Origin of the sequence: Mycolicibacterium austroafricanum (genome assembly GCF_902705885.1) — a bacterium.
Classification (GTDB): Bacteria; Actinomycetota; Actinomycetes; order Mycobacteriales; family Mycobacteriaceae; genus Mycobacterium; species Mycobacterium vanbaalenii_A.
Map to the genome: position 1 here is coordinate 99,744 of NZ_CACSIP010000008.1, position 21,195 is coordinate 120,938.

Annotated in this window: 18 protein-coding genes; 5 read left to right on the forward strand and 13 right to left on the reverse strand. The window is 67.4% G+C overall.

Annotated elements, in window-relative coordinates; genetic code table 11:
- Positions 1-133: 133 nt before the first annotated feature.
- Genes aftB through glf form a run of 5 tightly spaced genes read right to left on the reverse strand, consistent with a single transcriptional unit; the run spans position 134 to position 6,784 of the window.
- The gene (gene aftB / locus BEMPMBAN_RS07185; protein WP_425294939.1) at positions 134-2,134 is read right to left on the reverse strand and encodes a terminal beta-(1->2)-arabinofuranosyltransferase; all 2,001 of its coding nucleotides are present in this window, start codon (positions 2,132-2,134) and stop codon (positions 134-136) included.
- Positions 2,112-3,047 (reverse strand): decaprenyl-phosphate phosphoribosyltransferase, encoded by a 936-nt coding sequence (locus BEMPMBAN_RS07190; protein ID WP_159229660.1) that lies wholly within the window; start codon positions 3,045-3,047, stop codon positions 2,112-2,114. Before BEMPMBAN_RS07190 ends, aftB begins: the two co-directional genes overlap by 23 nt.
- Positions 3,044-3,577 carry a phosphatase PAP2 family protein gene (locus BEMPMBAN_RS07195; RefSeq protein WP_234897334.1) on the reverse strand — a complete coding sequence of 178 codons (534 nt, stop codon included), beginning with the start codon at positions 3,575-3,577 and terminating at the stop codon, positions 3,044-3,046. The genes BEMPMBAN_RS07190 and BEMPMBAN_RS07195 overlap by 4 nt, the downstream gene beginning before the upstream one ends.
- Positions 3,567-5,510 (reverse strand): glycosyltransferase, encoded by a 1,944-nt coding sequence (locus BEMPMBAN_RS07200; RefSeq protein ID WP_159229661.1) that lies wholly within the window; start codon positions 5,508-5,510, stop codon positions 3,567-3,569. Before BEMPMBAN_RS07200 ends, BEMPMBAN_RS07195 begins: the two co-directional genes overlap by 11 nt.
- On the reverse strand, positions 5,507-6,784 hold the full coding sequence (glf, locus tag BEMPMBAN_RS07205) for a UDP-galactopyranose mutase (protein ID WP_234897335.1): 1,278 nt from the start codon (positions 6,782-6,784) through the stop codon (positions 5,507-5,509). Before glf ends, BEMPMBAN_RS07200 begins: the two co-directional genes overlap by 4 nt.
- A gap of 195 nt (positions 6,785-6,979) precedes the next feature.
- Here glf and BEMPMBAN_RS07210 point away from each other — a divergent pair, with 195 nt between their 5' ends.
- Positions 6,980-7,933 (forward strand): hypothetical protein, encoded by a 954-nt coding sequence (locus tag BEMPMBAN_RS07210; protein ID WP_159229662.1) that lies wholly within the window; start codon positions 6,980-6,982, stop codon positions 7,931-7,933.
- Between the two features lie 186 nt (positions 7,934-8,119).
- A complete protein-coding gene (locus BEMPMBAN_RS07215) occupies positions 8,120-9,748 on the forward strand; it encodes an N-acetylmuramoyl-L-alanine amidase (protein WP_159229663.1) in 1,629 nt (542 codons plus the stop codon).
- Between the two features lie 56 nt (positions 9,749-9,804).
- On the opposite strand, the gene BEMPMBAN_RS07220 is transcribed toward BEMPMBAN_RS07215, so the two are convergent.
- From BEMPMBAN_RS07220 to BEMPMBAN_RS07240, 5 genes are all read right to left on the reverse strand, one after another.
- Positions 9,805-10,944 carry a transporter substrate-binding domain-containing protein gene (locus BEMPMBAN_RS07220; RefSeq protein WP_234897336.1) on the reverse strand — a complete coding sequence of 380 codons (1,140 nt, stop codon included), beginning with the start codon at positions 10,942-10,944 and terminating at the stop codon, positions 9,805-9,807.
- 116 nt (positions 10,945-11,060) lie between these two features.
- Positions 11,061-12,230: an alpha/beta hydrolase family protein gene (locus BEMPMBAN_RS07225; protein ID WP_159229689.1), complete on the reverse strand. Its 1,170-nt coding sequence runs from the start codon at positions 12,228-12,230 to the stop codon at positions 11,061-11,063.
- A 96-nt stretch (positions 12,231-12,326) separates the two neighbouring features.
- Positions 12,327-13,166: an HAD family hydrolase gene (locus BEMPMBAN_RS07230; protein WP_159229664.1), complete on the reverse strand. Its 840-nt coding sequence runs from the start codon at positions 13,164-13,166 to the stop codon at positions 12,327-12,329.
- The gene (locus BEMPMBAN_RS07235; protein ID WP_159229665.1) at positions 13,163-13,909 is read right to left on the reverse strand and encodes a lysophospholipid acyltransferase family protein; all 747 of its coding nucleotides are present in this window, start codon (positions 13,907-13,909) and stop codon (positions 13,163-13,165) included. Before BEMPMBAN_RS07235 ends, BEMPMBAN_RS07230 begins: the two co-directional genes overlap by 4 nt.
- A 4-nt stretch (positions 13,910-13,913) precedes the next feature.
- Positions 13,914-14,711: a lysophospholipid acyltransferase family protein gene (locus tag BEMPMBAN_RS07240; protein WP_159229666.1), complete on the reverse strand. Its 798-nt coding sequence runs from the start codon at positions 14,709-14,711 to the stop codon at positions 13,914-13,916.
- Positions 14,712-14,827: 116 nt separating this feature from the next.
- Between BEMPMBAN_RS07240 and BEMPMBAN_RS07245 the strand changes: the two genes are divergently transcribed.
- Both BEMPMBAN_RS07245 and BEMPMBAN_RS07250 read left to right on the forward strand, forming a co-directional pair.
- The gene (locus tag BEMPMBAN_RS07245; protein ID WP_159229690.1) at positions 14,828-16,378 is read left to right on the forward strand and encodes an MBL fold metallo-hydrolase; all 1,551 of its coding nucleotides are present in this window, start codon (positions 14,828-14,830) and stop codon (positions 16,376-16,378) included.
- Positions 16,375-16,716 (forward strand): hypothetical protein, encoded by a 342-nt coding sequence (locus tag BEMPMBAN_RS07250; RefSeq protein ID WP_159229667.1) that lies wholly within the window; start codon positions 16,375-16,377, stop codon positions 16,714-16,716. Before BEMPMBAN_RS07245 ends, BEMPMBAN_RS07250 begins: the two co-directional genes overlap by 4 nt.
- An 8-nt stretch (positions 16,717-16,724) precedes the next feature.
- On the opposite strand, the gene BEMPMBAN_RS07255 is transcribed toward BEMPMBAN_RS07250, so the two are convergent.
- The 3 genes from BEMPMBAN_RS07255 to serS are packed head-to-tail and all read right to left on the reverse strand — an operon-like array spanning position 16,725 to position 19,818.
- Complete coding sequence (locus tag BEMPMBAN_RS07255) at positions 16,725-17,717, reverse strand: MOSC domain-containing protein (RefSeq protein WP_234897337.1); 993 nt, start codon at positions 17,715-17,717, stop codon at positions 16,725-16,727.
- 20 nt (positions 17,718-17,737) lie between these two features.
- Positions 17,738-18,541, reverse strand: a complete 804-nt coding sequence (locus BEMPMBAN_RS07260) for a DUF5718 family protein (RefSeq protein WP_159229691.1) — start codon at positions 18,539-18,541, stop codon at positions 17,738-17,740.
- A gap of 11 nt (positions 18,542-18,552) precedes the next feature.
- A complete protein-coding gene (serS, locus tag BEMPMBAN_RS07265; RefSeq protein WP_159229669.1) occupies positions 18,553-19,818 on the reverse strand; it encodes a serine--tRNA ligase in 1,266 nt (421 codons plus the stop codon).
- Positions 19,819-19,911: 93 nt separating this feature from the next.
- Between serS and BEMPMBAN_RS07270 the strand changes: the two genes are divergently transcribed.
- Positions 19,912-21,195, forward strand: a 1,284-nt coding sequence (locus tag BEMPMBAN_RS07270) for a septum formation family protein (protein ID WP_159229670.1), incomplete at its 3' end; no start/stop codon positions are given.

Here is a 21,195-nt window from a genome sequence, read left to right on the forward strand (position 1 = left end):
GTCAACCACACCTTTGTGGCGTTCTCTCCGCACCGCCAAGTCGCTCGCGGTGCCCTCACATGCCTTATCTGACCGACATGGCTGTCGCGTTACGAAAGCAGAAAAACTGCTCTGCCAGCAAATCGGTCCCCGTTCACGGCCCTGTTGCCGGCATTCCGGTGTAGGGCGGATTCACCGGCTCCGGAACCGGAATTCCGCACCTCGCGAGCTCGTAGCGCGGCACCCTGTCGATGCGGTACGACGTCAGCTCCGCAGCGTTGAGCAGGTTCGACAGGAATCGTCTCGGCCCCATCGGCGCGCGAATCGCAGCAAGGGCGGCCTCGGTGTCGGGACACTTCAGTGCCGCTTCGGCCTGCCTGATCCAGTCCTCGTCGAGATAGACCGGGAGGTACGGCGGTTCCTTGAGGAAGGGCCCCTCGGCGACCGCCCAATCGGGGAACAGGTTCTTGTCGTGGCCGATCCGGCCGTCCTCGATGCGGGCCGTGCGAGCCGCCAGCGGGTTCGCCAGACCGATCTGGTCGATGACCCGGACGTCCAGGCCGACGTTCATGCCCAGCATGCCGAGGTTGGTGAAGAACACGGTGTGGGGACCGGTTCGATCCGTCGCCTCCGGTGGCGCGTCCGGCGGCGGCGGTATCGCCGGCACCACATCCCAGGTGTCGTAGCTGCCCGCGGGCAGCAGCAGCGCGCCGTCCGGGGTGTTCTCGATCGCGGTCACCACCGCCCGCATCCGCGGGTAGTCGAGGTAGTCCGCTGCAGTCAGCGGGTGCGGGTTGCCGGTCGCCTGGGCATAAAAGCGACGTTCGTCGACGATGCCGGTATAGGTCACGCGGGTGGCGTCGGCGCCCATGCCCGGCGAGTTGGCCGCCCACAGCGCCCAGCCCGCCACCGCCAGCCACAGCACGCTGGTGGCGCCGGCATACAGATAGCCTGCGCCGCGAGCCATCCGCGACTTGTCGGGCAACATCAACGGGATGACGGCGACGGGGGCCAACAGGCAGAACAACGGGGTCAGCAGCACCCGGCCATGCATGAAGTCGCCGCCCTGGCGGATCCAGTAGATCGCCTGCAGGAGACCGCTGACCACCATGAAGACCACCACCGCCTGCGGTGTCTGCACCGTGCGCGCCAGCCAGCGGGAGCCCGCTGGGGCCCGGCGGTTCACCCATGAGGGTCGCCCGCGCAGCAGCATCACCATCAGCGCCAGCCCGATCAACAGCACCGCGGGCGCCCACAACAGGTAGGGCTGGTTGAAGTTGGCAAGGTAGACAAAACCCTGCTGCCACTTGGCCCCGGAGGCGTCCTTAGCCACCGCGGTGCCCGGGACCAGCAGCCCGTAGTACCCCATCCGGAAGATCTGATACGCCACCGGGAGCAACCCACCCGCGGCGACGATCAGCGCGCGTCGCCGCCAGTCGGGTGCTGCGATCAGCATCATGATCAGCGCCACACCGCCGATGAGCGCGAGTTCGGGACGCACCAGCACGCTGAGCCCGGCCACGAACGCCAGCGAACCGTCGAACGCCGGCGTGGTCTGCGAGGTCCGTGAGGTGTGAAGTCCCCGCAGTGCCTGCGACCAGCAGACCATCATCCACCACAGCAGCCCCAGATAGGCCAGCACCAAACCGTTTTCGAGTCCGGAGGTGGCGAAGTCGCGGGCCGGCGGCACCGCGATGTAGACCAACGCGCCCGCGGGCAACAGCAGCGCGCGGCGCCCGCGCAGGCTCGGCGCATACAACCGGGCGGTGCCCAGCATGGCCAGTGCCACACCGAGCACGCTGAGCGTCAGCGCCAGCGTCAGCGCCACGTACTCCAGCCGTGCCGGAGCCGAGACAAGCCCGCCGACGTACATCAGATACGACCACACCGTCGAGGTGTTGGCCTCCACCCGCTCCCCGGCATTGAACACCGGGCCGTTGCCCGCCAGCATGTTTCGTGTCGTGCGCAGCACGATCAGCCCGTCGTCGGCGATCCACCGGCGTTGCCAGGCACCCCAGCCGAACAGCGCGGCCACCACCGCCGCGCTCACCCAGAGGCTGATCCGAACCGAGACGTCGTAGGGATAGGCCGGCCAGCGGGTCAACCGGCCCGCCATCGCTGCGGTCAGCCGGTCAGCTGAGGAAGACTGCGCCACCGATGGTTCCGATCCAGGCGAGCGCCAGCAGCTGGAGCACTCGGTCCTTGAGCGCGATCTCCTCGGGCTCGCCGGCCATTCCGCCGTCGACGTCGACGGCGTAACGGAGGATCGCGATCGTGAACGGGACCATGGAGACCACGAACCAGGAGGTGCCTCCCGTCGCGTCGCGCTCGAATGCCCACAGCCCGTAGCACAAAACCAGCGATGTCGCCGACAGCGTCCACACGAAACGCAGATAGGAGCTCGTGTAACTCTCCAGGGACTTGCGGATCTTGGCGCCGGTCCGTTCGGCGAGCTGCAGTTCGGCGTAGCGTTTTCCGGCCGCCATGAACAGCGAGCCGAACGCCATCATCAACAGGAACCACTGCGACAGCGGCACCTCCGCCGCGACGCCACCGGCGATCGCCCGGATCAGGAAGCCCGAGGACACGATGCAGATGTCGATGACGGGCTGGTGCTTGAGTCCGAAACAATAGGCCAGCTGGATGCCGATGTAGATGGCCATCACCAGCGCCAGGTCGGGCGTCACCGACCACGAGATCGCCAGCGACGCGGCACCCAGCACCGCTGACAGGGTGTAGGCCAGCCACTCGGGCACCACCCCCGCGGCGATCGGCCGGAACCTCTTGGTGGGGTGTGCGCGGTCGGCGTCCACATCGCGTGCATCGTTGACCAGGTACACACACGATGCGGCCAGGCTGAAGACGACGAACGCCACCAGCACCTTGACCAGCACTTCGCGGTAGTCGTAGGCGTAGCGGGCGTCGCCGAGCGCGGCGACCGGGGCGGCGAAGACCAGGACGTTCTTCACCCACTGGCGCGGCCGGAGCGCTTTGACCAGTCCAGCGGCCAGATTCTTCGGAGGACCAGCGGCCGACCCTGCCTCCTGACCGACCTGGGATGCGCTCATCGTCGCCGGCCCCTTTCTTCCACCGTGCCCACCACCTTCGCCACGCCCGCCCCCACCGCGATGCCTGCGAGGACGTCGCTGGGGTAGTGCACACCGAGGACCAGGCGGGACAGCGCCATCGGCGGGATCAGCAAGGCGGGCAGCGGAAGCCGGCTGGGCCGGGCCAGCAGCATCGCCGCCGCGGTCGTGGAGGTGGCATGTGCGGAGGGAAAGCTCAGCCGGCTGGGGGTACCCACGTTGACCGCGATCGCCGGGTGGTGCGGGCGTTCGCGGCGAACGATCCGTTTGACGACCACGGCGCTGGCGTGCGCCAGGAATGCGCCCGCGCCCGCGGCCAGGAATTCCCGGCGGTGGTCCGGCCGCGCCAGTGCACCCAGGGCGGCGAGGGCCAGCCAACCCAGGCTGTGCTCCCCGAAATGGGACAGGCCGCGGGCGGCCACCAGTACACCGGGCCGGCCGGCAACCGCCGACTGCACGGTCACCAGTGCGAGGTCCTCGCCCGTGGGCGGTACGACCGGGTCAGCGATCACGGGACGCCACGACCCCCTGCTGACCGGAGTTCAGGACGGACTCCCACCGTTGCTTGCTCGTCAACGTCGGCAGTGCGTCGCGGTAGACCTTGCGCATGCGGTTGAACCTGCGGGCCAACAACACGTGCTGGCGCAACGACGTCCGCAGCAGTTCGACCATCTTGTCGCGGTCCCGCTGCCGGAAGACCACTCCGCGGCCGTCGGCGGTCGTCACGGTGACGCCGTCGACCCTGCAGAGCAGGAACCAGCGGGCGTCCTGGGTGGCGACGTTGAGCTGGGGTCGCTGATGATGGGCGGGATCGTGTTCGGTGAGCTGGTGCGCCACACCGCGAAGCAGGCGCAGTGCGATGGCCGGTTTGGAGGTGGGGATCTTGACCTTCTTGCGGCGCTCCGACGGGGGCGGCAGCGCGGTCGCTCCCGGCAGCACGACGGCATCGGGGTACTGGCTGCGCATCGCTCGCACGTCCGGCAGCGCGGACTCCAGGATCGAGAAGATGTGCTCGGGGCCGGCCAGGAAATCGGCCATCGCCCGGTTTTGAATCGCCACGGTCGAATATTCAAGGCACAGAAGATGTTTCAAGGTGGCTTTGATCGAGGAGGCGAGAAGGCCGCGGACCCCACCGTCCCAGTGCAGGGCGGCCACGGCCAATCTGTTGCGCAGGTGGAAGTACGCCTGCCAGTCGATCGCGTCGTCCTTGTCGCTCCACGCCATGTGCCAGATGGCGGCACCCGGCAGGGTGACCGTGCCGTAGCCGTGCTCGGCCGCGCGCAGCCCGTACTCGGCGTCGTCCCACTTGATGAACAGCGGCAACGGCTGGCCCAGTTCCTCGGCCACCTGCCGTGGGATCATGCACATCCACCATCCGTTGTAGTCCACGTCGATCCGGCGGTGCAGCAGCTTGCTGCGGTCCTCCTCGTCGACCAGCGGGTACTTGGCGAAGTCGTGGTCGTACTCGGTGTTGGGGGCGTTGGTCCACATGAAGTTCGCCCGGTCGACGACCTCGCCCATCACGTGCAGGTGCGACGGTTCTTGCAGGTTGAGCATGTGCCCGCCGACCAACGTCGGCGACTTGGCGAACCTGTTCATCGCCAGCGCGCGCAGCACCGAGTCCGGCTCGATGCGGATGTCGTCGTCCATGAACAGGATCTGTTCGCAGTCGGTGTTCTTCAGCGCCTCGTACATCACCCGGCTGTAGCCGCCCGAACCACCGAGGTTGGGCTGGTGGTGCACCGACAGCCGGGAGCCCAGCGCCGCCGCCGCGGCGGCGAAGCCCGGGTGGTCCTGGGCTTTGTCGGTACCCTGATCGGAGACGATGACCGCGCCGATCACCTTGTCCACCAATGGATCCGACGTCAGCGCCGCCAGCGCGTTGACACAGTCGGACGGTCGGTTGAACGTCGGGATGCCGACCGTGACATCGGCCCGTCCCGGCGCGGGCGTCGGTGCGTACCAGCCGGCGCTGCGCAGCGTGACCGCGGAGTTGGTGGTGATGTCGAACCAGATCCACCCGCCGTCCTCGAACGGGTCGAGGCCGATTTCGAATTCCACGACGGCGGTGTCTGCGTCACCGCTGGCGAAGGAATCGCCGCTGACGGTGATGCGGGCACCGGTTGCCTTGGTGCGGTAGACATCCACGCGACCGCTTCCGGTCAGCTCCACCCGCAGCACCACCGACTCCAGCGTCGACCAACGACGCCAGTAACTGGCAGGGAAGGCATTGAAGTACGTCGCGAAGGACACCTCGGACTCGGCGCCGATCTCGAGTTCGGTGCGCGTCGGCGGATGAGCCCGGCGAGCGTTGGTGACCGACTCCTCGATGTAGAGCTTTCGAACGTCGAGCGGCTCGCCGGGCCGCGGCAGGATGACGCGGGCCAGCAGGCTGACTGCCCGTGACTGTCCGGCCTCGAGCGCGCCGGACGGGATGTCACTCATGATCGGTTGCTTTCTGTTTCGGGGTCGACCAGCGGCACACCGTCGCGCAGGTGCGGCGCCAAGGTGTTGTCGTACATGCTCAGCGCGCTGGCGATCGCCATGTGCATGTCCAGGTACTGATAGGTGCCGAGGCGGCCGCCGAACAGCACCTTCGACGCGGCCATCTCGGCCTTCGCCCGGTCCCGGTAGGCGGCCAGCAGCGCGCGGTCGGACTCGGTGTTGATCGGGTAGTACGGCTCGTCGTCGTTCTCGGCGGCACGGGAGAACTCCCGCATGATGACTGTCTTGTCCGTCGGGTAGTGGGCTCGCTCGGGATGGAAGTGACGGAACTCGTGGATCCGGGTGAACGGAACGTCGGCGTCGTTGTAGTTCATCACCGGGGTGCCCTGGAAGTCCCCGGTCGGCAGCACCTCGAGCTCAAAATCCAGGGTGCGCCACCCCAGGCGGCCCTCGACGTAGTCGAAGTAGCGGTCCAGCGCACCCGTATAAACAACGGGAGCCGACGGATTGGCGGCCCGCAGCTGGTCGCGAACGTCGAACCAGTCGGTGTCGAGCCGGACTTCGATGCGGTCGTCGGCTGCCATGTTCTGCAGCCAGGCCGTGTACCCGTCGACGGGCAGACCCTCGTAGGTGTCGTTGAAGTACCGGTTGTCGAAGGTGTAGCGCACCGGCAACCGGTTGATGACAGACGCCGGCAGCTCAGCGGGGTCGGTCTGCCACTGTTTGGCGGTGTATCCCTTGACGAACGCCTCGTAGAGCGGCCGGCCGATCAGCGAGATCGCCTTCTCCTCGAGATTCTGCGCGTCGGCGGAATCGATCTCGCTGGCCTGCTCCTTGATCAGCGCCCGTGCCTGGTCCGGGGTGAAATACCGGCCGAAGAACTGGCTGACCAGGCCCAGACCCATCGGGAACTGGTAGGCCTGCCCGTTGTGCAGCGCGAACACCCGGTGTTGATAGCCGGTGAACTCGGTGAACTGCCTGACATAGTCCCAGACCCGCTGGTTGCTGGTGTGGAACAGGTGAGCCCCGTAGCGGTGCACCTCGATGCCGGTCTGCGGTTCGGGCTCGGAGTAGGCGTTGCCGCCGATGTGGGGGCGTCTCTCGAGGACGAGCACCCGCTTGCCCAGCTGCGTCGCGACCCGCTCGGCGATCGTCAGACCGAAGAACCCGGAACCGACGACGAACAGATCGACGTCGGCGGTGGGCGGGAGCGCAGCGACCCGGGAGGGAGAACCGGTGGGCGGCGCAGCGACCCGGGGATCAGGAGAGATCATCGGCAGCAAGGGTATCCGACCACTGCCGGCACCCCCGACTTGGCCGAGCCGGGCAGGTCGCAATTAGCTCACGATTCCGCATCGTCACTCTAGTCCCACTAGTCACATCAGTACCATCGAGGCGTACGAAGAATCACGCACAGCTAGCCGATTCAGGCAGCGAAATTTCTACGCCCATGTATTGAGGAGACTTCCGTGCCGAACCGACGTCGACGCCGGCTCTCGACAGCCTTGAGCACAGTCGCCGCTCTGGCAGTCGCGAGTCCAGTTGCAGTTGTTGCCGTATCCGAACTGTCCGCGACGCCCGAGCGTGCACCGGAACACCGCGAGTTCGTGCAGGCTGCCACCATCACAGACCTTCCCGGCGAGCTGATGACCGCGCTCTCGCAGGGCCTTTCACAATTCGGCATCAACCTGCCGCCGTTGCCGACGGGCCTGCTCACCGGATCGGCGCCGACGGCGCCCACCACCCTGAGCCCCGGGCTGGGAACCACCGGCCTGATGCCGGGCTTGACCGGAGCCCCGTCGCTGACCGACCCCGGCCTCGCCAACCCGGCGCTGACAAACCCGGCACTCACCAGCCCGACCGCGGCAGCGCCCGGCTTGACCACCCCGGACCTGACGACGCCGGGCTTGACGACGCCGTCGCTGACCGATCCCGCGCTGGCCTCCCCCGGCCTCACCGTGCCGGGCGTCAGCACCGACGGTCTGACCACGCCGTCACTGACCGATCCGGCGCTGACGACACCGGGCCTGAGCACCCCACCCGCGCTGACCGACCCTGCTCTGGGCGTTGCCCCGATCTCCACTTCCGGCCTGCCCGCAACCGGGGAGATCCCGATCTCGGCTCCGATCGGCCTGGATCCGGCGCTGGGCGGCTACCCGATCATGGGTGATCCGTCGCTCGCCATGCCGGCCGCCCCCAGCGGGGGCCTGCTCGGCGATCTGACCAGCGCCGCCAACCAGTTGGGCGCCGGCGAGGCAATCGACCTGCTCAAGGGTGTCCTGATGCCCGCGATCATGTCGGCGGTCAAGCCCGCGGGTGCTCCCGCAGCAGCCGCAGCCGCGGCGCCCATCGAGACCGCGGCCGGCACGGTCGGCGTCGACGAAGCGCTGGCCGCGGAGGCACCGCTCGAGCCCGGCGCGTGAGAGCCTCGGCAGTCCAGTAGTCCTGTCACCGAACGGCACCGCAGAAGCAGCACACGCTCTGCGGTGCCGTTGCAGGTGCCAGTGCGGGACCGAGGTCACGCCGCGCGGAAAGTGCTGCCGTGTTTGGTGAGCAAAATGACCGTGTCGAAACACGTGCACCATCAGACACATACGTAACATCATGCCGTGCTGTGTCGCCGCCCCGCGCCGTCGATACTGTTCTCCGCTCTGGCGGCGACAGTGGTGCTACTGCCGTGGGCTCTCACCGGCGTTCCCGGTGACGACCAGGTACCGGCAGCGGCCGCCCCCCACGTAGCGCAGCAACCACTGACCGAATTGGGCGGCGGTGAGACGATCCGGGAGATCCATCAGGAGACGCCGTTCTCCATGGTGGCGCTGACCTCCGAGGACCTCAGCGGCACCACCGCCCGGGTGCGCGCCGAGAAGGCGGACGGATCCTGGGGGCCGTGGTACGAGGCCGAACAGCTCGAGGGCGTCGGCGAGGAGCAACCCGGGCGGGGCGGCCTACGAGGCACCGAGCCCGTGTTCGTCGGACGCACCACCACCGTGCAGATCGCGGTCACCCGCCCGGCCGAAGCGCCGGCGACCGCCCCCGCAGCGCCGCGCGAAGACGGCGACCAGCAACCCCTGGGGTACGTCCCGGCCAACGTGGAACAGCCGTTCGGACAGAACATCAACGCGGTGCTCATCAGTCCCCCCGAGACCCCGGCGGACCTGCTGCCGCTGCCGAACGCCGCCACTCCTCCCGGACAACCGCCGAACATCATCAGCCGCCCGCAGTGGGGCGCGGACGAGGCGATGCGCTGCGGAGAACCCCGCTACGACAACAGGATTCAGGCTGGGGTGGTGCACCACACCGCGGGCAGCAATGAATACCTGCCGGGAGACTCAGCCGGGATCGTCCGGTCGATCTACGAGTACCACACCCGCACGCTGGGCTGGTGCGACATCGCCTACAACGCGATGGTGGACAAGTACGGGCAGGTCTTCGAGGGCCGCGCAGGCGGCATGACCCGGCCCGTCGAGGGCGCACATACCGGCGGCTTCAACCACAACACGTGGGGGGTCGCGATGCTCGGCAACTTCGATGTGGTTCCCCCGACACCGATTCAGCTGCGCACCACGGCTCGGCTGCTGGGCTGGGTTCTGGGCCAGGCCGGTGTCGACCCGATGGGCGCCGTCGTGCTGCCGTCCGAGGGGGGCTCGTTCACCAAGTTCCCGTTCGGCGCCTCACCGACGTTGCCGACGATCTTCACCCACCGCGACGTCGGCAACACCGAGTGCCCGGGCAACGCGGCCTACGCACTGTTGGGTCAGATCCGCGACATCGCGGCGCGATTCAACGACCCGCCGGGGCCCGACCAGCTGGCCGAGATGCTGCGCGGCGGCGCGATCCACGCAAAGTGGGAATCGCTGGGCGGCATGAACAGCTACCTCGGACGACCGACGTCGCCCGAGTCCGCGGGCGAGGGCTCGACGCGGTACGTGACGTTCGAACGCGGGGCGGTGTACTGGTCTCCCGAGAGTGGGGCCGAACCCGTCACCGGCGAGCTCTACAAGGCATGGGGCGCGCTCGGTTTCGAACGGGGCGCGTTGGGCCTGCCGACCAGCGCAGAGATCGCCGCGCCGCTGTGGATCGTGCAGAACTTCCAGCACGGCACGCTCAACTTCGACCGGGAGGACGGCCGGGTCATCCGCGTCATCGACGGTGTCCCCGTCGAGTTGCCACCGCCCCCGGCCGACCTGGCACCGATACAGCTGGAGCGGTTCACCCCGCCGAGCAACCCCGTCTGACCGGCCTACAGCCACCGGCGCTCGCGCACCCCGGGCGATGGAGACGACTCGGCGGGTCAGTTGAGGTCACCCGCTGCGGCGGCGGCGTCGTCCCCGAACCACTTCTCTTTGATGAGGTTGTAGGTGCCGTCTTCGCGCATTCGAAACAGTGCCTGGTTGGTCGGCTTGCGCAGTGCGCTGTTCACGTTGAACACGAATCCTTGGTCTTCCTCTTGGAACACCGGTCCGGCCATGACTGCGACACCTTCGCCGCGGTGGGCCACGTAGTAACGCAGCACAGGCGCATCGAAGACCACTGCGTCGTAACCTTCTTCGCGCAGCAGATGATAGGAGTCCTCGATGGTTCTGGTCTCCGTGGCATCGATGCCCATCCTGCGCAGGAACGAAGCCGATGTCGTGTCCTCGACCGTCGCGATCGACTTTTCGTACAGGTCGGCCGGACCGTTGATCTTGGCATCCAGTTTGGCCACGGTCAGGGTTGCACTGAGATTGGCAGAGTAGAACGCGACGAAGACGATGCCGGCGAAGCCCCACAGGATGGCCAGGGCCTGGGTGATCGCCTTGGTTGCCGTGGTGCTGTTCTTTCCGACCAGTGATCCGATGCCCCAGCCGAACGACTGGATGATGCCGGGCAGATACGACCGCGACACGACGGGTGTGGCGCTGCGGCGCTCGATGAGCCAGAAGACATGCGCGGGAAAGACGCTGACCACTATGGCGGCGCTGAGCCAGATCAGCATGGTCCGGGAGAGAAGAAGATCGAGATAGCCGCCGAGCCCGGGCACCGAGGGCCGGGTCTGGTGCACGGGGACGATGATCTGCAGTCCGGCGTCGAGGGTGGGATGGGAGAAGTCGAAGGACTGCTCCCGCTCAGCAGTCAGGGAGATGCCTCCGACTGCCACGTCGGCCCGACCGTCGGCGACTGCCGCCAGCTGGCCGCGGACGTCACCGGCGTCGATGTACTCGGTTGTCCACCCGAGCCGGTCGGCGATCTCGTTCCACAGTTCGATGCCGAATCCTGTCAGCTCGCCGCTGCTGGTCTCCATCACGAACGGTTCGAGGGGGTGGACCGCCACGGTGACTGCCTGCGTATCGGTTTCGGGCTGACCAGCCGCCTGGGGAACACCTACCGGTGGCGCGCCCATCAGGGCGAGCACAGCGATCACCGCGGCCAGCGCATAGCACCGTAAACCCACTGCCACCCAATCCTTAGCGTCTGTTATGCGTCCTGGCACCCTACCCGGGAGCCTGGAGGGACCGTCTATCGCGACATCGACGGGGACCCCGGCTGCGGTACGCGTCCGAGCACGTCCTAAGGGTCTGTGAACAGCGCCGCCAGAAACGGTGTGGTATCCGGCAGGGACGCCAGCACGGTGCCGCTGTGATCCTCGTCAGGGTAGATCTTGAGCACAACGTCCTGGTTGTTCGCCTGCAACTGGTCATACAGCACCAGCGACGACTTCGCCGGCACGTCGCGGTCCAATAAGCCGGCGCCAAGGAAGATCGGCCGGTCGTAGCCGGTCACCGGAGTACCCATGTAGTCGTCGAGCGCTTCAGACACACCGGGAAGGGAGGCCAGCGGTGCACTGAAGAACTGCGTCGGAGTCATGCCGGCCAACTCCTGATCCAACTGTGGCTTGCACACGGTCTCGGCTTTGTCGACGGCATCGACACCCAGCGGCGTGAGCACCCTGTTGACGTCGATATCGGGACGTGCCTCACGGAATCCGGCCAGAATGTAGGCGGTGTAGCTGTTGGCGGCAGGTCCCAGTTGCCTGGGCAGTTCGAGGTCGGGGCCCCCCAGCTTCACGACGCTTTCGATGTTGGCCGGGGTGCCGGTGGCCACCACACCGCGATAGTCCAGACCACTGCCTGCACTGAGCTCCGAGGCCCAGCGCGCGCTGTTGACCGCGGCGCCTCCGCCTTGCGACTGCCCGACGATGGCCCACTGCCGGGAAAGCGGCAGTCCCATCTGATGTGCGGCGATCACCGAGTCGACAACCGCTCGTGCGGTGGAAGCACTGTTGAGGTAGCTCATCAACCCTGGAGTGCCCAGCCCCACATAGTCGGTACCCACCACCGCATACCCTTGATCCAGCCAATGGCTGAGGTACTCGTTGTCGCGGGCACTCCGCGGCCGCGCCGACGGTGTGCAGTCGTCCCCGAGACCGACGGTGCCGTGCGCCCAGGCGATCACCGGCCAACCCCGCTGCGGTGGCGCAGCTTTCGGGGTGAACACCACCGCGGTGCTGACTGCGGGCCGGTCGTGCTGATTGCGCGTGGAATACAGGATGCGATACGCCGCGCCTGCGCCGGTCACCGACAGTTCAGGGTTCAACGGCACCTGGGCGATCAACGTCCCACCTTCCGGTGGGACGAACCCGCCATAGGAGCGGGCATCCAGGGTCGACCAGTCGGGATCAGCGGCAACGGCGGTCGGGGCCAGCCCGACCATGCCCGCCGCAACACCGATCGTTGCCATCGCCGTGAGCACGATTCCGACCAATCTGATCCGCATCACGCGGAACAAGATAGTGCAGCGCCGACTTTCGCGGTGCGGCAGTGGTGGCACGCGCCTTCACAGCCACCAGCGCTCGAGCACCCTCGCCACCCCGTCCTTGACGTTGGTGGCGGTGACCTCGTCGGCGGCGGCGAGCGCGTCCGGGTGCGCATTGCCCATCGCCACGCCCAGGCCCGCCCAGCTGAGCATCGGCACGTCGTTGGGCATGTCTCCGAAGGTGACGACCTCGGTGGCGGCGACTCCCAGCGGGCGGGTCAGCTCCTCGATGCCGGTGGCCTTGCTGACCCCCAGCGGCATGATCTCCACCAGGCCGTTGTTCGTGGAATAGGTGATGTCCCCCTCGAGCCCGATGTGCTTGGCCAGTTCTGCAGCCATGTCAGCGCTGGTGGCGCCGGCTTTGCGGATCAGCAACTTGATCGCGGGGGCGCTGAGCAGGTCCTGGATCGACACCTCGGTGTTGTCGGGATTGAGCCACGCGTGTTCGTAGCCCGGGGAGCTGACGAACTGCGGGGTGGCGGCGTCATGGGCGCTGCGGCCCACCCGTTCGACGGCCAGCCCGGCGCCGGGGATCACCCGGGTGGCGATCTCGGCGAGCTCACCGAGGACATCAGCCGACAGAGAGCGGGCCGAGACGATGCGGTCTGTCGACGGGTCGTAGATCACCGCCCCGTTCGCACACACCGCCATCGGCGCGAAGCCGAGCTGGTCCACGATCGGCCTGACCCACCGCGGCGGGCGGCCGGTGGCGAGCACGAACGTCGCGCCGCCGTCGACGACCGCACGTACCGCAGCCCGGGTTCTCGGGCTGACGTTCTCGTCGTCGTCGAGGAGCGTGCCGTCCACATCGGTGGCGATCAGCGCCGGCTTCCGACCACTTCCCTGCTCGGGTGACGTCATGAGCGCTTGGCCCGTCTGCGGGCCCGTTCCGCCAGTTCTGCCGCGTCGAGGGCTTTGGCCTCGGCCGGGCTCGGGGCGCTGCCGCCAAGTCGTTGCGGCAGCCAGAACGCACCCGGCGGCTGCGGGTAGGCCGACTGTGAGGTGTGCAGCAACTGGGTCATCTCCGAACGCATGGTGGCGGCGAGTTCCTGGGCGGTTCCACTGGGCGCCACAGGTTGTCCGATCGCCACATTGATCGGAAATTTCTTGCGCCCCAACGCCTTCGGATGGTCTTTGGTCCAGATGCGGTGCGCTCCCCAGACTATCAGCGGCACGATCGGCACCTGCGCTTCCTGGGCCATCCGCACTGCACCGGTCTTGAACTCCTTGAGCTCGAAGCTGCGGCTGATGGTGGCCTCGGGATACACGCCGACGAGTTCACCGGCACGCAGCGACTCCACCGCCGCGGCGTACGCACCGGCGCCGGCCTGCCGGTCCACCGTGATGGTGCCGGTGTGCCGGATCAACCACCCCACCACCGTCACCTCGCTCATCTCGGCCTTGATCATGAAACGCATGCGGCGCTTGCGGTTCATCACCGCCAGGGCGGCGGGCAGGAAGTCCACATAGCCGGTGTGGTTGATGGCGACGACAGCGCCGCCGGTGGCGGGGAGGTGTTCGAGTCCCTGATAGGTGATCCGCGTCCCGGTAGCCCTGACTGCAAGCTGCGCTGCGATTTCCAGCGTGCGGAAAACCGGTTCCATCCGGTTACCCCGGCGCCCCGGTCGTTCCGGTGTCCGGCCCGGGTGTGCCCGCCCGGCGGGCCGCCTTGTAGGCGGCCTCCTCGGCGTCCATCCGGTTGGCCTCGGCCAGCGTCGGCGCACCCCCACCCAACCGGTGCGGGACCCAGAACTCGCCGGGGGGATGCGGAGCTTGGATCTCATAAGCGTCCTGCACCTGCTCGAGCAGGTGCTGCATCCGGGAGTGCAGCAGCGAGGTCAGCTCGGCGGCGGGCAGTGTCGGTTCGATCGGCTTGCCCACAGCGACCGAGATCGGGACCTTGGTCCGTCCCAGCTTCTTGGGATGTCCTTTGGTCCAGATGCGTTGGGCGCCCCACACGATGTGCGGCACGATCGGCACTCCGGCTGCGATCGCCATCCGGGCCGCACCGGACTTGAACTGCTTGATCTCGAAGCTGCGGCTGATCGTGGCCTCCGGGTAGACGCCGACGAACTCCCCTTCTCGGAGCTTGCGGCAGGCCTCCTCGAACGAGGCCGCCCCGCTGTGCCGGTCGACCTCGATGTGGCGCAGGCTGCGCATGATCGGACCGGTGACCTTGTGGTCGAAGACCTCTTTTTTCGCCATGAACCGCACCTTGCGGCCGAGGCCCTGCTGGTAGGCGGGAAGCCCGGCGAACGTGAAGTCGAAGTAGCTGGTGTGGTTGATCGCGATCACCGCGCCGCCGGTGCGCGGCAGGTTCTCCACCCCGGTGACGGTGAACTTCAGGCCCTGCACCCGCCACACCAGCCGGGCGAGCTGGATGACAGTGCCGTATACCGGTTCCACAGCCGCAAGCGTAGTGCGCGCGGGCACACAGTCCCAGACCGGTGCGAGCACACGGTGCCCGGCTAAGCTGCAAGGCAACACGACCAGACCCGGAATCGGCCATGGAGAGGATCTTTGTGCAGGTCACCAGCGTCGGGCACGCCGGCTTCCGCATCGACACCGAGGCCGGAAGCATTCTGTGCGACCCGTGGGTGAACCCGGCGTACTTCGCCTCCTGGTTCCCCTTCCCCGACAACAGCGGGCTGGACTGGGCCGCCCTGGGCGACGTGGACTACCTGTACGTGTCCCACCTGCACAAAGATCATTTCGACCCGCGGAATCTGCGTGAGCACGTCCACAAGGACGCCGTCGTCCTGCTGCCGGACTTCCCCGTCCCCGACCTGCGCCGGGAACTGGAGAAGCTGGGCTTTCACCGCTTCTTCGAGACCACCGACTCCGTCAAGCACCGGGTGAGCGGTCCCAAGGGTGACCTGGACGTGATGGTCATCGCCCTGCGTGCTCCCGCCGACGGACCCATCGGCGACTCCGGACTGGTCGTCGACGACGGGGTCACCACCGTTTTCAACATGAACGACGCCCGCCCGGTGGATCTCGACGTCCTGCACGCCGATTTCGGCCAGATCGACGTGCACATGCTCCAGTACTCCGGGGCGATCTGGTACCCGATGGTCTACGACATGCCCGAGCGGGCCAAGGAAGCCTTCGGCAGCCAGAAGCGGCAGCGGCAGATGGACCGCTGCCGGCAGTACATCGCCCAGGTGGGCGCGACGTGGGTGATTCCCTCTGCCGGCCCACCGTGCTTTCTCGATCCCGAGCTTCGTGACCTCAACGACGATCACGGCGACCCGGCGAACATCTTTCCCGACCAGGTCGTGTTCCTCGAGCAGATGCGCTCCCACGGCCGCGACGGCGGACTGCTCATGATCCCCGGGTCGACCGCCGATTTCACCGGCACACAACTGAACTCACTCGATCACCCGATTCCCGAAGACGACGTGACAGCCATCTTCACCACCGGCAAGGCCGACTACATCGCGGCATACGCCGACCGGATGGCGCCGGTTCTGGCCGCCGAGAAAGCCGGATGGGCGCCCGCCGCCGGCGAACCGCTGCTCGAGCCGCTGCGTGCCGTGTTCGAGCCGATCATGCTGGCCAGCGACCAGATCTGTGACGGCATCGGCTACCCCGTGGAACTGCGGCTGGGGCCGGAGAGCGTGGTACTGGACTTCCCCAAACGCGCAGTGCGTGAAGCGATCCCGGACGAGAAGTTCCGCTACGGCTTCGACATCGCGCCCGAGCTGGTGCGCACGGTGATCCGGGACGGCGAGCCCGACTGGGTCAACACGATCTTCCTGTCCACGCGGTTCCGGGCGTGGCGCGTCGGGGGGTACAACGAGTACCTCTACACGTTCTTCAAGTGCCTGACCGCCGAGCGGATCGCCTACGCCGACGGCTGGTTCGCCGAGGCACACGACGACACGGCGTCGATCACGTTGGACGGCTGGGAGATCCAGCGTCGGTGCCCGCACCTGAAAGCCGACCTGTCCAAGTTCGGCGTGGTCGAAGGGTCCACGCTGACCTGCAATCTGCACGGCTGGCAGTGGAACCTCGACAACGGTAGATGTCTGACCTCGAAGGGCCACGAACTTCGGTCGGCGAAGCTGTGAGCGCCCCACCGCAGTACTACGACGACGGCCTGATCCAGCTGGACCAGGAGGCGCTCACGCTGCGCCGCTATCACTTTCCCTCCGGCACGTCGAAGATCATCCCGCTGCGCAGCATCCGCGGTTACCGCAGCACTCCACTGGGGTTGTTCATGCAGCGGTTTCGGATCTGGGGCAGTTCGGACCTGAAGCGTTGGCTACCGCTCGATGTCCGCCGACCGCTGAAATCGACGCTGATCACCCTCGATGTGCCCGGGACGTATCCGGATCCGGCGTGCACACCGGTGCGCCCGGGACAGTTCGTCGAACTGCTCGAGGAGCTACTGCAACACGCCCGTTAGCACGACCGTCACCGCTCCCGCAGGACGGTGGCCTCCAGCACCCGCTGCATCTGCCGCATCGCCGTGCGGCCCGCCGCGGCAGCCACCCGCCTGGCCGCATTCGGGGGCGCAGCCATCCGAACCCGCACCGGGTCCCCGACACGCACCACGCCCGGCGTGGCGACATCGGCGTACACGCCGAGGAACCGGTCGGTGGACTCGGCCAGCCGCCGGGTCAGTCCGCGGTCGAGTTCCAGGCCGGGTTGGGGACGGGTGGGCACCACACACCGGATGGTCGGGTTGGTGATCCGCAACGTCACCGAGCCGAACTCGACGTCACCACCCACCCAGCCGGCCTCGGGATAACCGCCCGCCGCGTCGTCGAGAGCCACCAGCACGTTGGGGCGGAAACGACGCACGTCGTAGGGCGCGCCGGAGGCCCCCCCTTCAGACCCTTCGGACAGCGTCGCCAGACTGGTCGTGCTGAGCACGTGCACCGGGCTCAGATCCACGAAAGTTCCCGGGGGCGTAGCGTAACGGGCCAGTGTCAGCATCTGTCTGGTCGAGAAGAGCGACGTGTCGGGCAGCGCTTCGGACTCGGACAGCCCGAAGTCGCGTCGCACCTCTGTGGGCGAATAGTTGGCCCGGGTCTGCCGGACGGACAATCGGTGCAGGCTGGTGTCTGCGCGTGCCGGAAGAGCCGTCATCTTCACCTCGCGGCCGAGCAACTCCGACAGCCTCCGGTCGAGCTCGGGGTCGGAACTGGACAGTTCGACGCCGTCGGGCGTGGTGACGATCACTTCGGGAACATTGCCCGGCCCGGCATCCGGCCCGGGCTCCGCAGCGTAGCGCGCCGAAAAACCCAACAGGGCAGGCACTTTTCGGGCCGATGCGGTGATGTCACGCTCGAGATCGCGGACCGCCCATAGCCGGTCGGCATGCACCCCGTGAAGGTCGACGTGCACTGCGTCGACCCTGGTGCCGCCCATCGACTTGACGGGAAACCGCCACAGCTGCTCCACCCTGCCAACCATGTCGAGGCCTAGCCCGAAACCGTCTGGCGCAGTTCGGATCGCGCTTCGTTCGCGGTGTCGTACACCCGCACCACCGCCTCATCGCCGGGTTTCAGGTAGGTCGACTCACCCAGCGGGGTGTACCTGGTGGCACCGATCCCGATCAGCACCTTCGTCGGATGACCACTCGCGACCATCAATGCGCCGACGTCCTCCAACGGCGTTCCCGGGGCACCCTTCTGATTGGCCAGCCGGTCGACGACCCAGTCCAGCAGCACCTCCCCGTAGTACGAGTAACCCAGCAAGGGACTGTCGACCCCGTACTCGTGCTCCTGACCGTCGGCGGTGTGCAGGTGGCACAGCAGCCGCAGCGTGGCGGTCGGACCGTCCGGCGTCAGGTCACTGATGTCGAAGAACTGCGGTGCAACGCCTTTCGACGCCGGACCCCAGTTCTTCTTGTAGCTGATCTTCGGCGCGTTCGGCCGCCGGATCGAGCAGTCGTTGAACGCGCCGAGCGCAATCGGCTGCAACGACGCCACGGTGTCGCCGGCCCACCTGACCTCGCACGCCAGCCCGACCTCCGGCTCGATCTGCAGATTGAGCGGGGCGTCACTCTGCGGCAACTCGATGGCGTCGTGCGACAACGGGAACTCCCCGAGGAAGGTGGCGTGACCCGGTGCGTACCAGGGGAAGATGCCCTTGGGTGCACCGCCCTCGGAGGTCACGTTCACGAAGTCGTCGGCCTCGCCGGCCTGCTCCAGGTGCCCCGCGAAGTTCCCCGCGACACCGAATCCGAACCACGTCTTCAGTTCGTCGAGGTCCATTTCGACCATGCCCAGTTCGGTCATTTTTTCCTCCCGGGTTCGAGGACCGATGTTCCGACATAGGGCACCAACGCCTGCGGAACGTGCACGCTGCCGTCAGCCTGCTGATGGTTCTCGAGGATCGCCACCAGCCAGCGGGTGGTGGCCAGCGTGCCGTTGAGCGTCGCGGCGGTCTGAGGTCTGCCGTTGTCGTCGCGGTAGCGCACCGAGAGCCGACGCGCCTGAAACGTCGTGCAGTTCGACGTCGAGGTCAGCTCCCGGTAGGTCTGCTGGGTCGGCACCCACGCCTCGCAGTCGAACTTGCGGGCCGCCGACGAGCCGAGGTCACCGGCGGCGATGTCGATGATGCGGTAGGGCACCTCGATGTGGGCCAGCATCTGACGCTGCCACCCGAGCAGCCGCTCGTGCTCGGCCTCGGCCTCCTCGGGACGGCAGTAGACGAAGCCCTCGACCTTGTCGAACTGGTGCACGCGGATTATCCCTCGGGTGTCCTTGCCGTAACTGCCCGCCTCACGCCGGAAACAGGACGACCAACCGGCATAGCGCTTGGGCCCGTCGGCCAGGTCGATGATCTCGTCGGCGTGGAATCCCGCCAACGGCACCTCCGAGGTGCCGACGAGGTACATGTCGTCTTCGGGGAGGTGGTAGACCTCTTCTGCGTGGGCGCCGAGGAAGCCGGTGCCGGCCATGATCTCCGGCCGCACCAGCACCGGCGGGATCATCAGCGTGAAGCCGTTGTCGACGGCCACGCGCACGGCGAGCTGGAACAGGCCCAGCTGCAGCAACGCTCCGGCACCGGTGAGGAAGTAGAAGCGGGAACCGGCCACCTTCGCGCCACGTTCCATGTCGAGCAGGCCCAGCGATTCCCCCAGCTCGAGGTGATCCTTCGGGTCGTCGATCACCCTCGGCTCACCGACGGTGTCGAGCACCCGGAAATCGTCCTCGCCGCCGGCGGGGACACCGTCGATGATGACGTTGGAGATGGCCATGTGCGCGGCGGTGAAGCGATTCTCGGCCTCCGCCTGGGACGCTTCGGCGGCCTTGACCTTCTCCGCCAGCTCCTTGGCCGAGGCCAGCAGCGCGGGGCGTTCCTCGGGCGATGCCTTGCCCACCAGCTTGCTGGCCGCCTTCTGCTCGGCGCGCAGGTTGTCGGCGGTCGAGATCGCCGCCCGCCGCGCAGCGTCCGCCTCGGCGAGCGCGTCGACGAGCGCCGGGTCCTCGCCCCGGGCCAGTTGTGAGGCACGCACCGAGTCGGGATCTTCTCGTAGCACCTTCAGGTCGATCACGGGCAAAACCCTACGGGGTCGCGGGATCGGCCGGCACAACCACATAACGTTACAACTGCATCACTTGCCCTAGCACCTGACACGCCTGTCACAATGGAGCGGATGGCCCAGGCACCCGAACCCGCAGAGGGAAGCTCGACGCCCACCAAACAGGCGTGGTGGCGTAGCTTCCGGGCTGAGTCGACCCGTCGCGCCCTGCTGCTGACCGCGCTCGGCGGCCTGCTGATCGCCGGGGTGATCACCGCGCTGCCCCAGTCGGACCGGACCGGCAACCTCACCGCGAACTCGATCTCACTGGGCCCCCGCGGCAACGACACCTTCGACCATGCCAAGAGCGGCGATTGCCTCAACTGGCCCGATCGCACCCCCGACGCGGCCGAGATCGTCGAATGCAGCACCGAGCACCGGTTCGAGGTGGCCGAGTCGGTGGACATGCGCACCTTCCCGGGCAGCGAGTACGGGCCCGACGCCGCACCACCGTCGGCGGCCCGGATCCAGCAGATCAGCCAGGAACAGTGCTCGGCCGCGGTGAAGCGCTACCTGGGTGCCCGGTTCGACCCGCACAGCCGCTTCACGGTCAGCATGCTGTGGTCCGGCGACAAGGCCTGGCGCCAGTCCGGAGAGCGCAGAATGTTGTGCGGTCTGCAGCTGCCCGGCCCCAACAACCAGCAGCTGGCATTCACCGGCAAGGTCGCCGACATCGACCAGTCGAAGGTCTGGGACACAGGCACCTGTCTGGGCATCGACCCGACCACCAACCAACCCACCGACATCCCCGTCGACTGCGCGGCGCCACATGCGATGGAGGTGACGGGTTCGGTCAATCTCGCCGAGCGGTTCCCGGAGGGCCTTCCCCCCGAGTCGGAGCAGGACACGTTCATCAAAGACGCGTGCACCAAGCTGACGGATGCCTACCTGGCGCCGATCCAGTTGCGGAACACCACGCTGACGCTGATCTACAGCACCATTTCGCTGCCCAGCTGGGCGGCAGGCAGCCATCAGGTGTCGTGCAGCATCGGTGCCACCCTGGGCAACGGCGGCTGGTCGACGCTGCTGAACAGCGCAAAGGGACCGCTGATGATCAACGGTCAGCCCCCGGTCCCGCCGCCGGACATCCCCGAGGAACGGCTGAACCTGCCGCCGATCCCGATGCCCGACATCCCCGAAGGCAGTTCGGCAGGTGCGACCGGGTCCAGCGGGTCGAGCAGCTCGACCTACGAGGAAAGCCAGAGCGACCAGACCCAGCACATGCCGCAGATCGTGACCGAGACCGCACCCACACCGGCCGAGCCCGCAGCGCCGGCCGATGCACCGCCGACGGGCAACACCTTCCTCAACGGTCCACCCCCACCGCCGCCGCCTGGCGCGCCCGCACCA

Coding starts and splice junctions, on each gene's coding strand:
- BEMPMBAN_RS07190 (WP_159229660.1), bottom strand. CDS start 3,047: ATGAGCGCATCCCAGGTCGGTCAGGAGGCAGGGTCGGCCGCTGGTCCT.
- BEMPMBAN_RS07200 (WP_159229661.1), bottom strand. CDS start 5,510: ATGAGTGACATCCCGTCCGGCGCGCTCGAGGCCGGACAGTCACGGGCA.
- glf (WP_234897335.1), bottom strand. CDS start 6,784: ATGATCTCTCCTGATCCCCGGGTCGCTGCGCCGCCCACCGGTTCTCCC.
- BEMPMBAN_RS07225 (WP_159229689.1), bottom strand. CDS start 12,230: ATGGCAACGATCGGTGTTGCGGCGGGCATGGTCGGGCTGGCCCCGACC.
- BEMPMBAN_RS07230 (WP_159229664.1), bottom strand. CDS start 13,166: ATGACGTCACCCGAGCAGGGAAGTGGTCGGAAGCCGGCGCTGATCGCC.
- BEMPMBAN_RS07235 (WP_159229665.1), bottom strand. CDS start 13,909: ATGGAACCGGTTTTCCGCACGCTGGAAATCGCAGCGCAGCTTGCAGTC.
- BEMPMBAN_RS07260 (WP_159229691.1), bottom strand. CDS start 18,541: ATGGTCGAAATGGACCTCGACGAACTGAAGACGTGGTTCGGATTCGGT.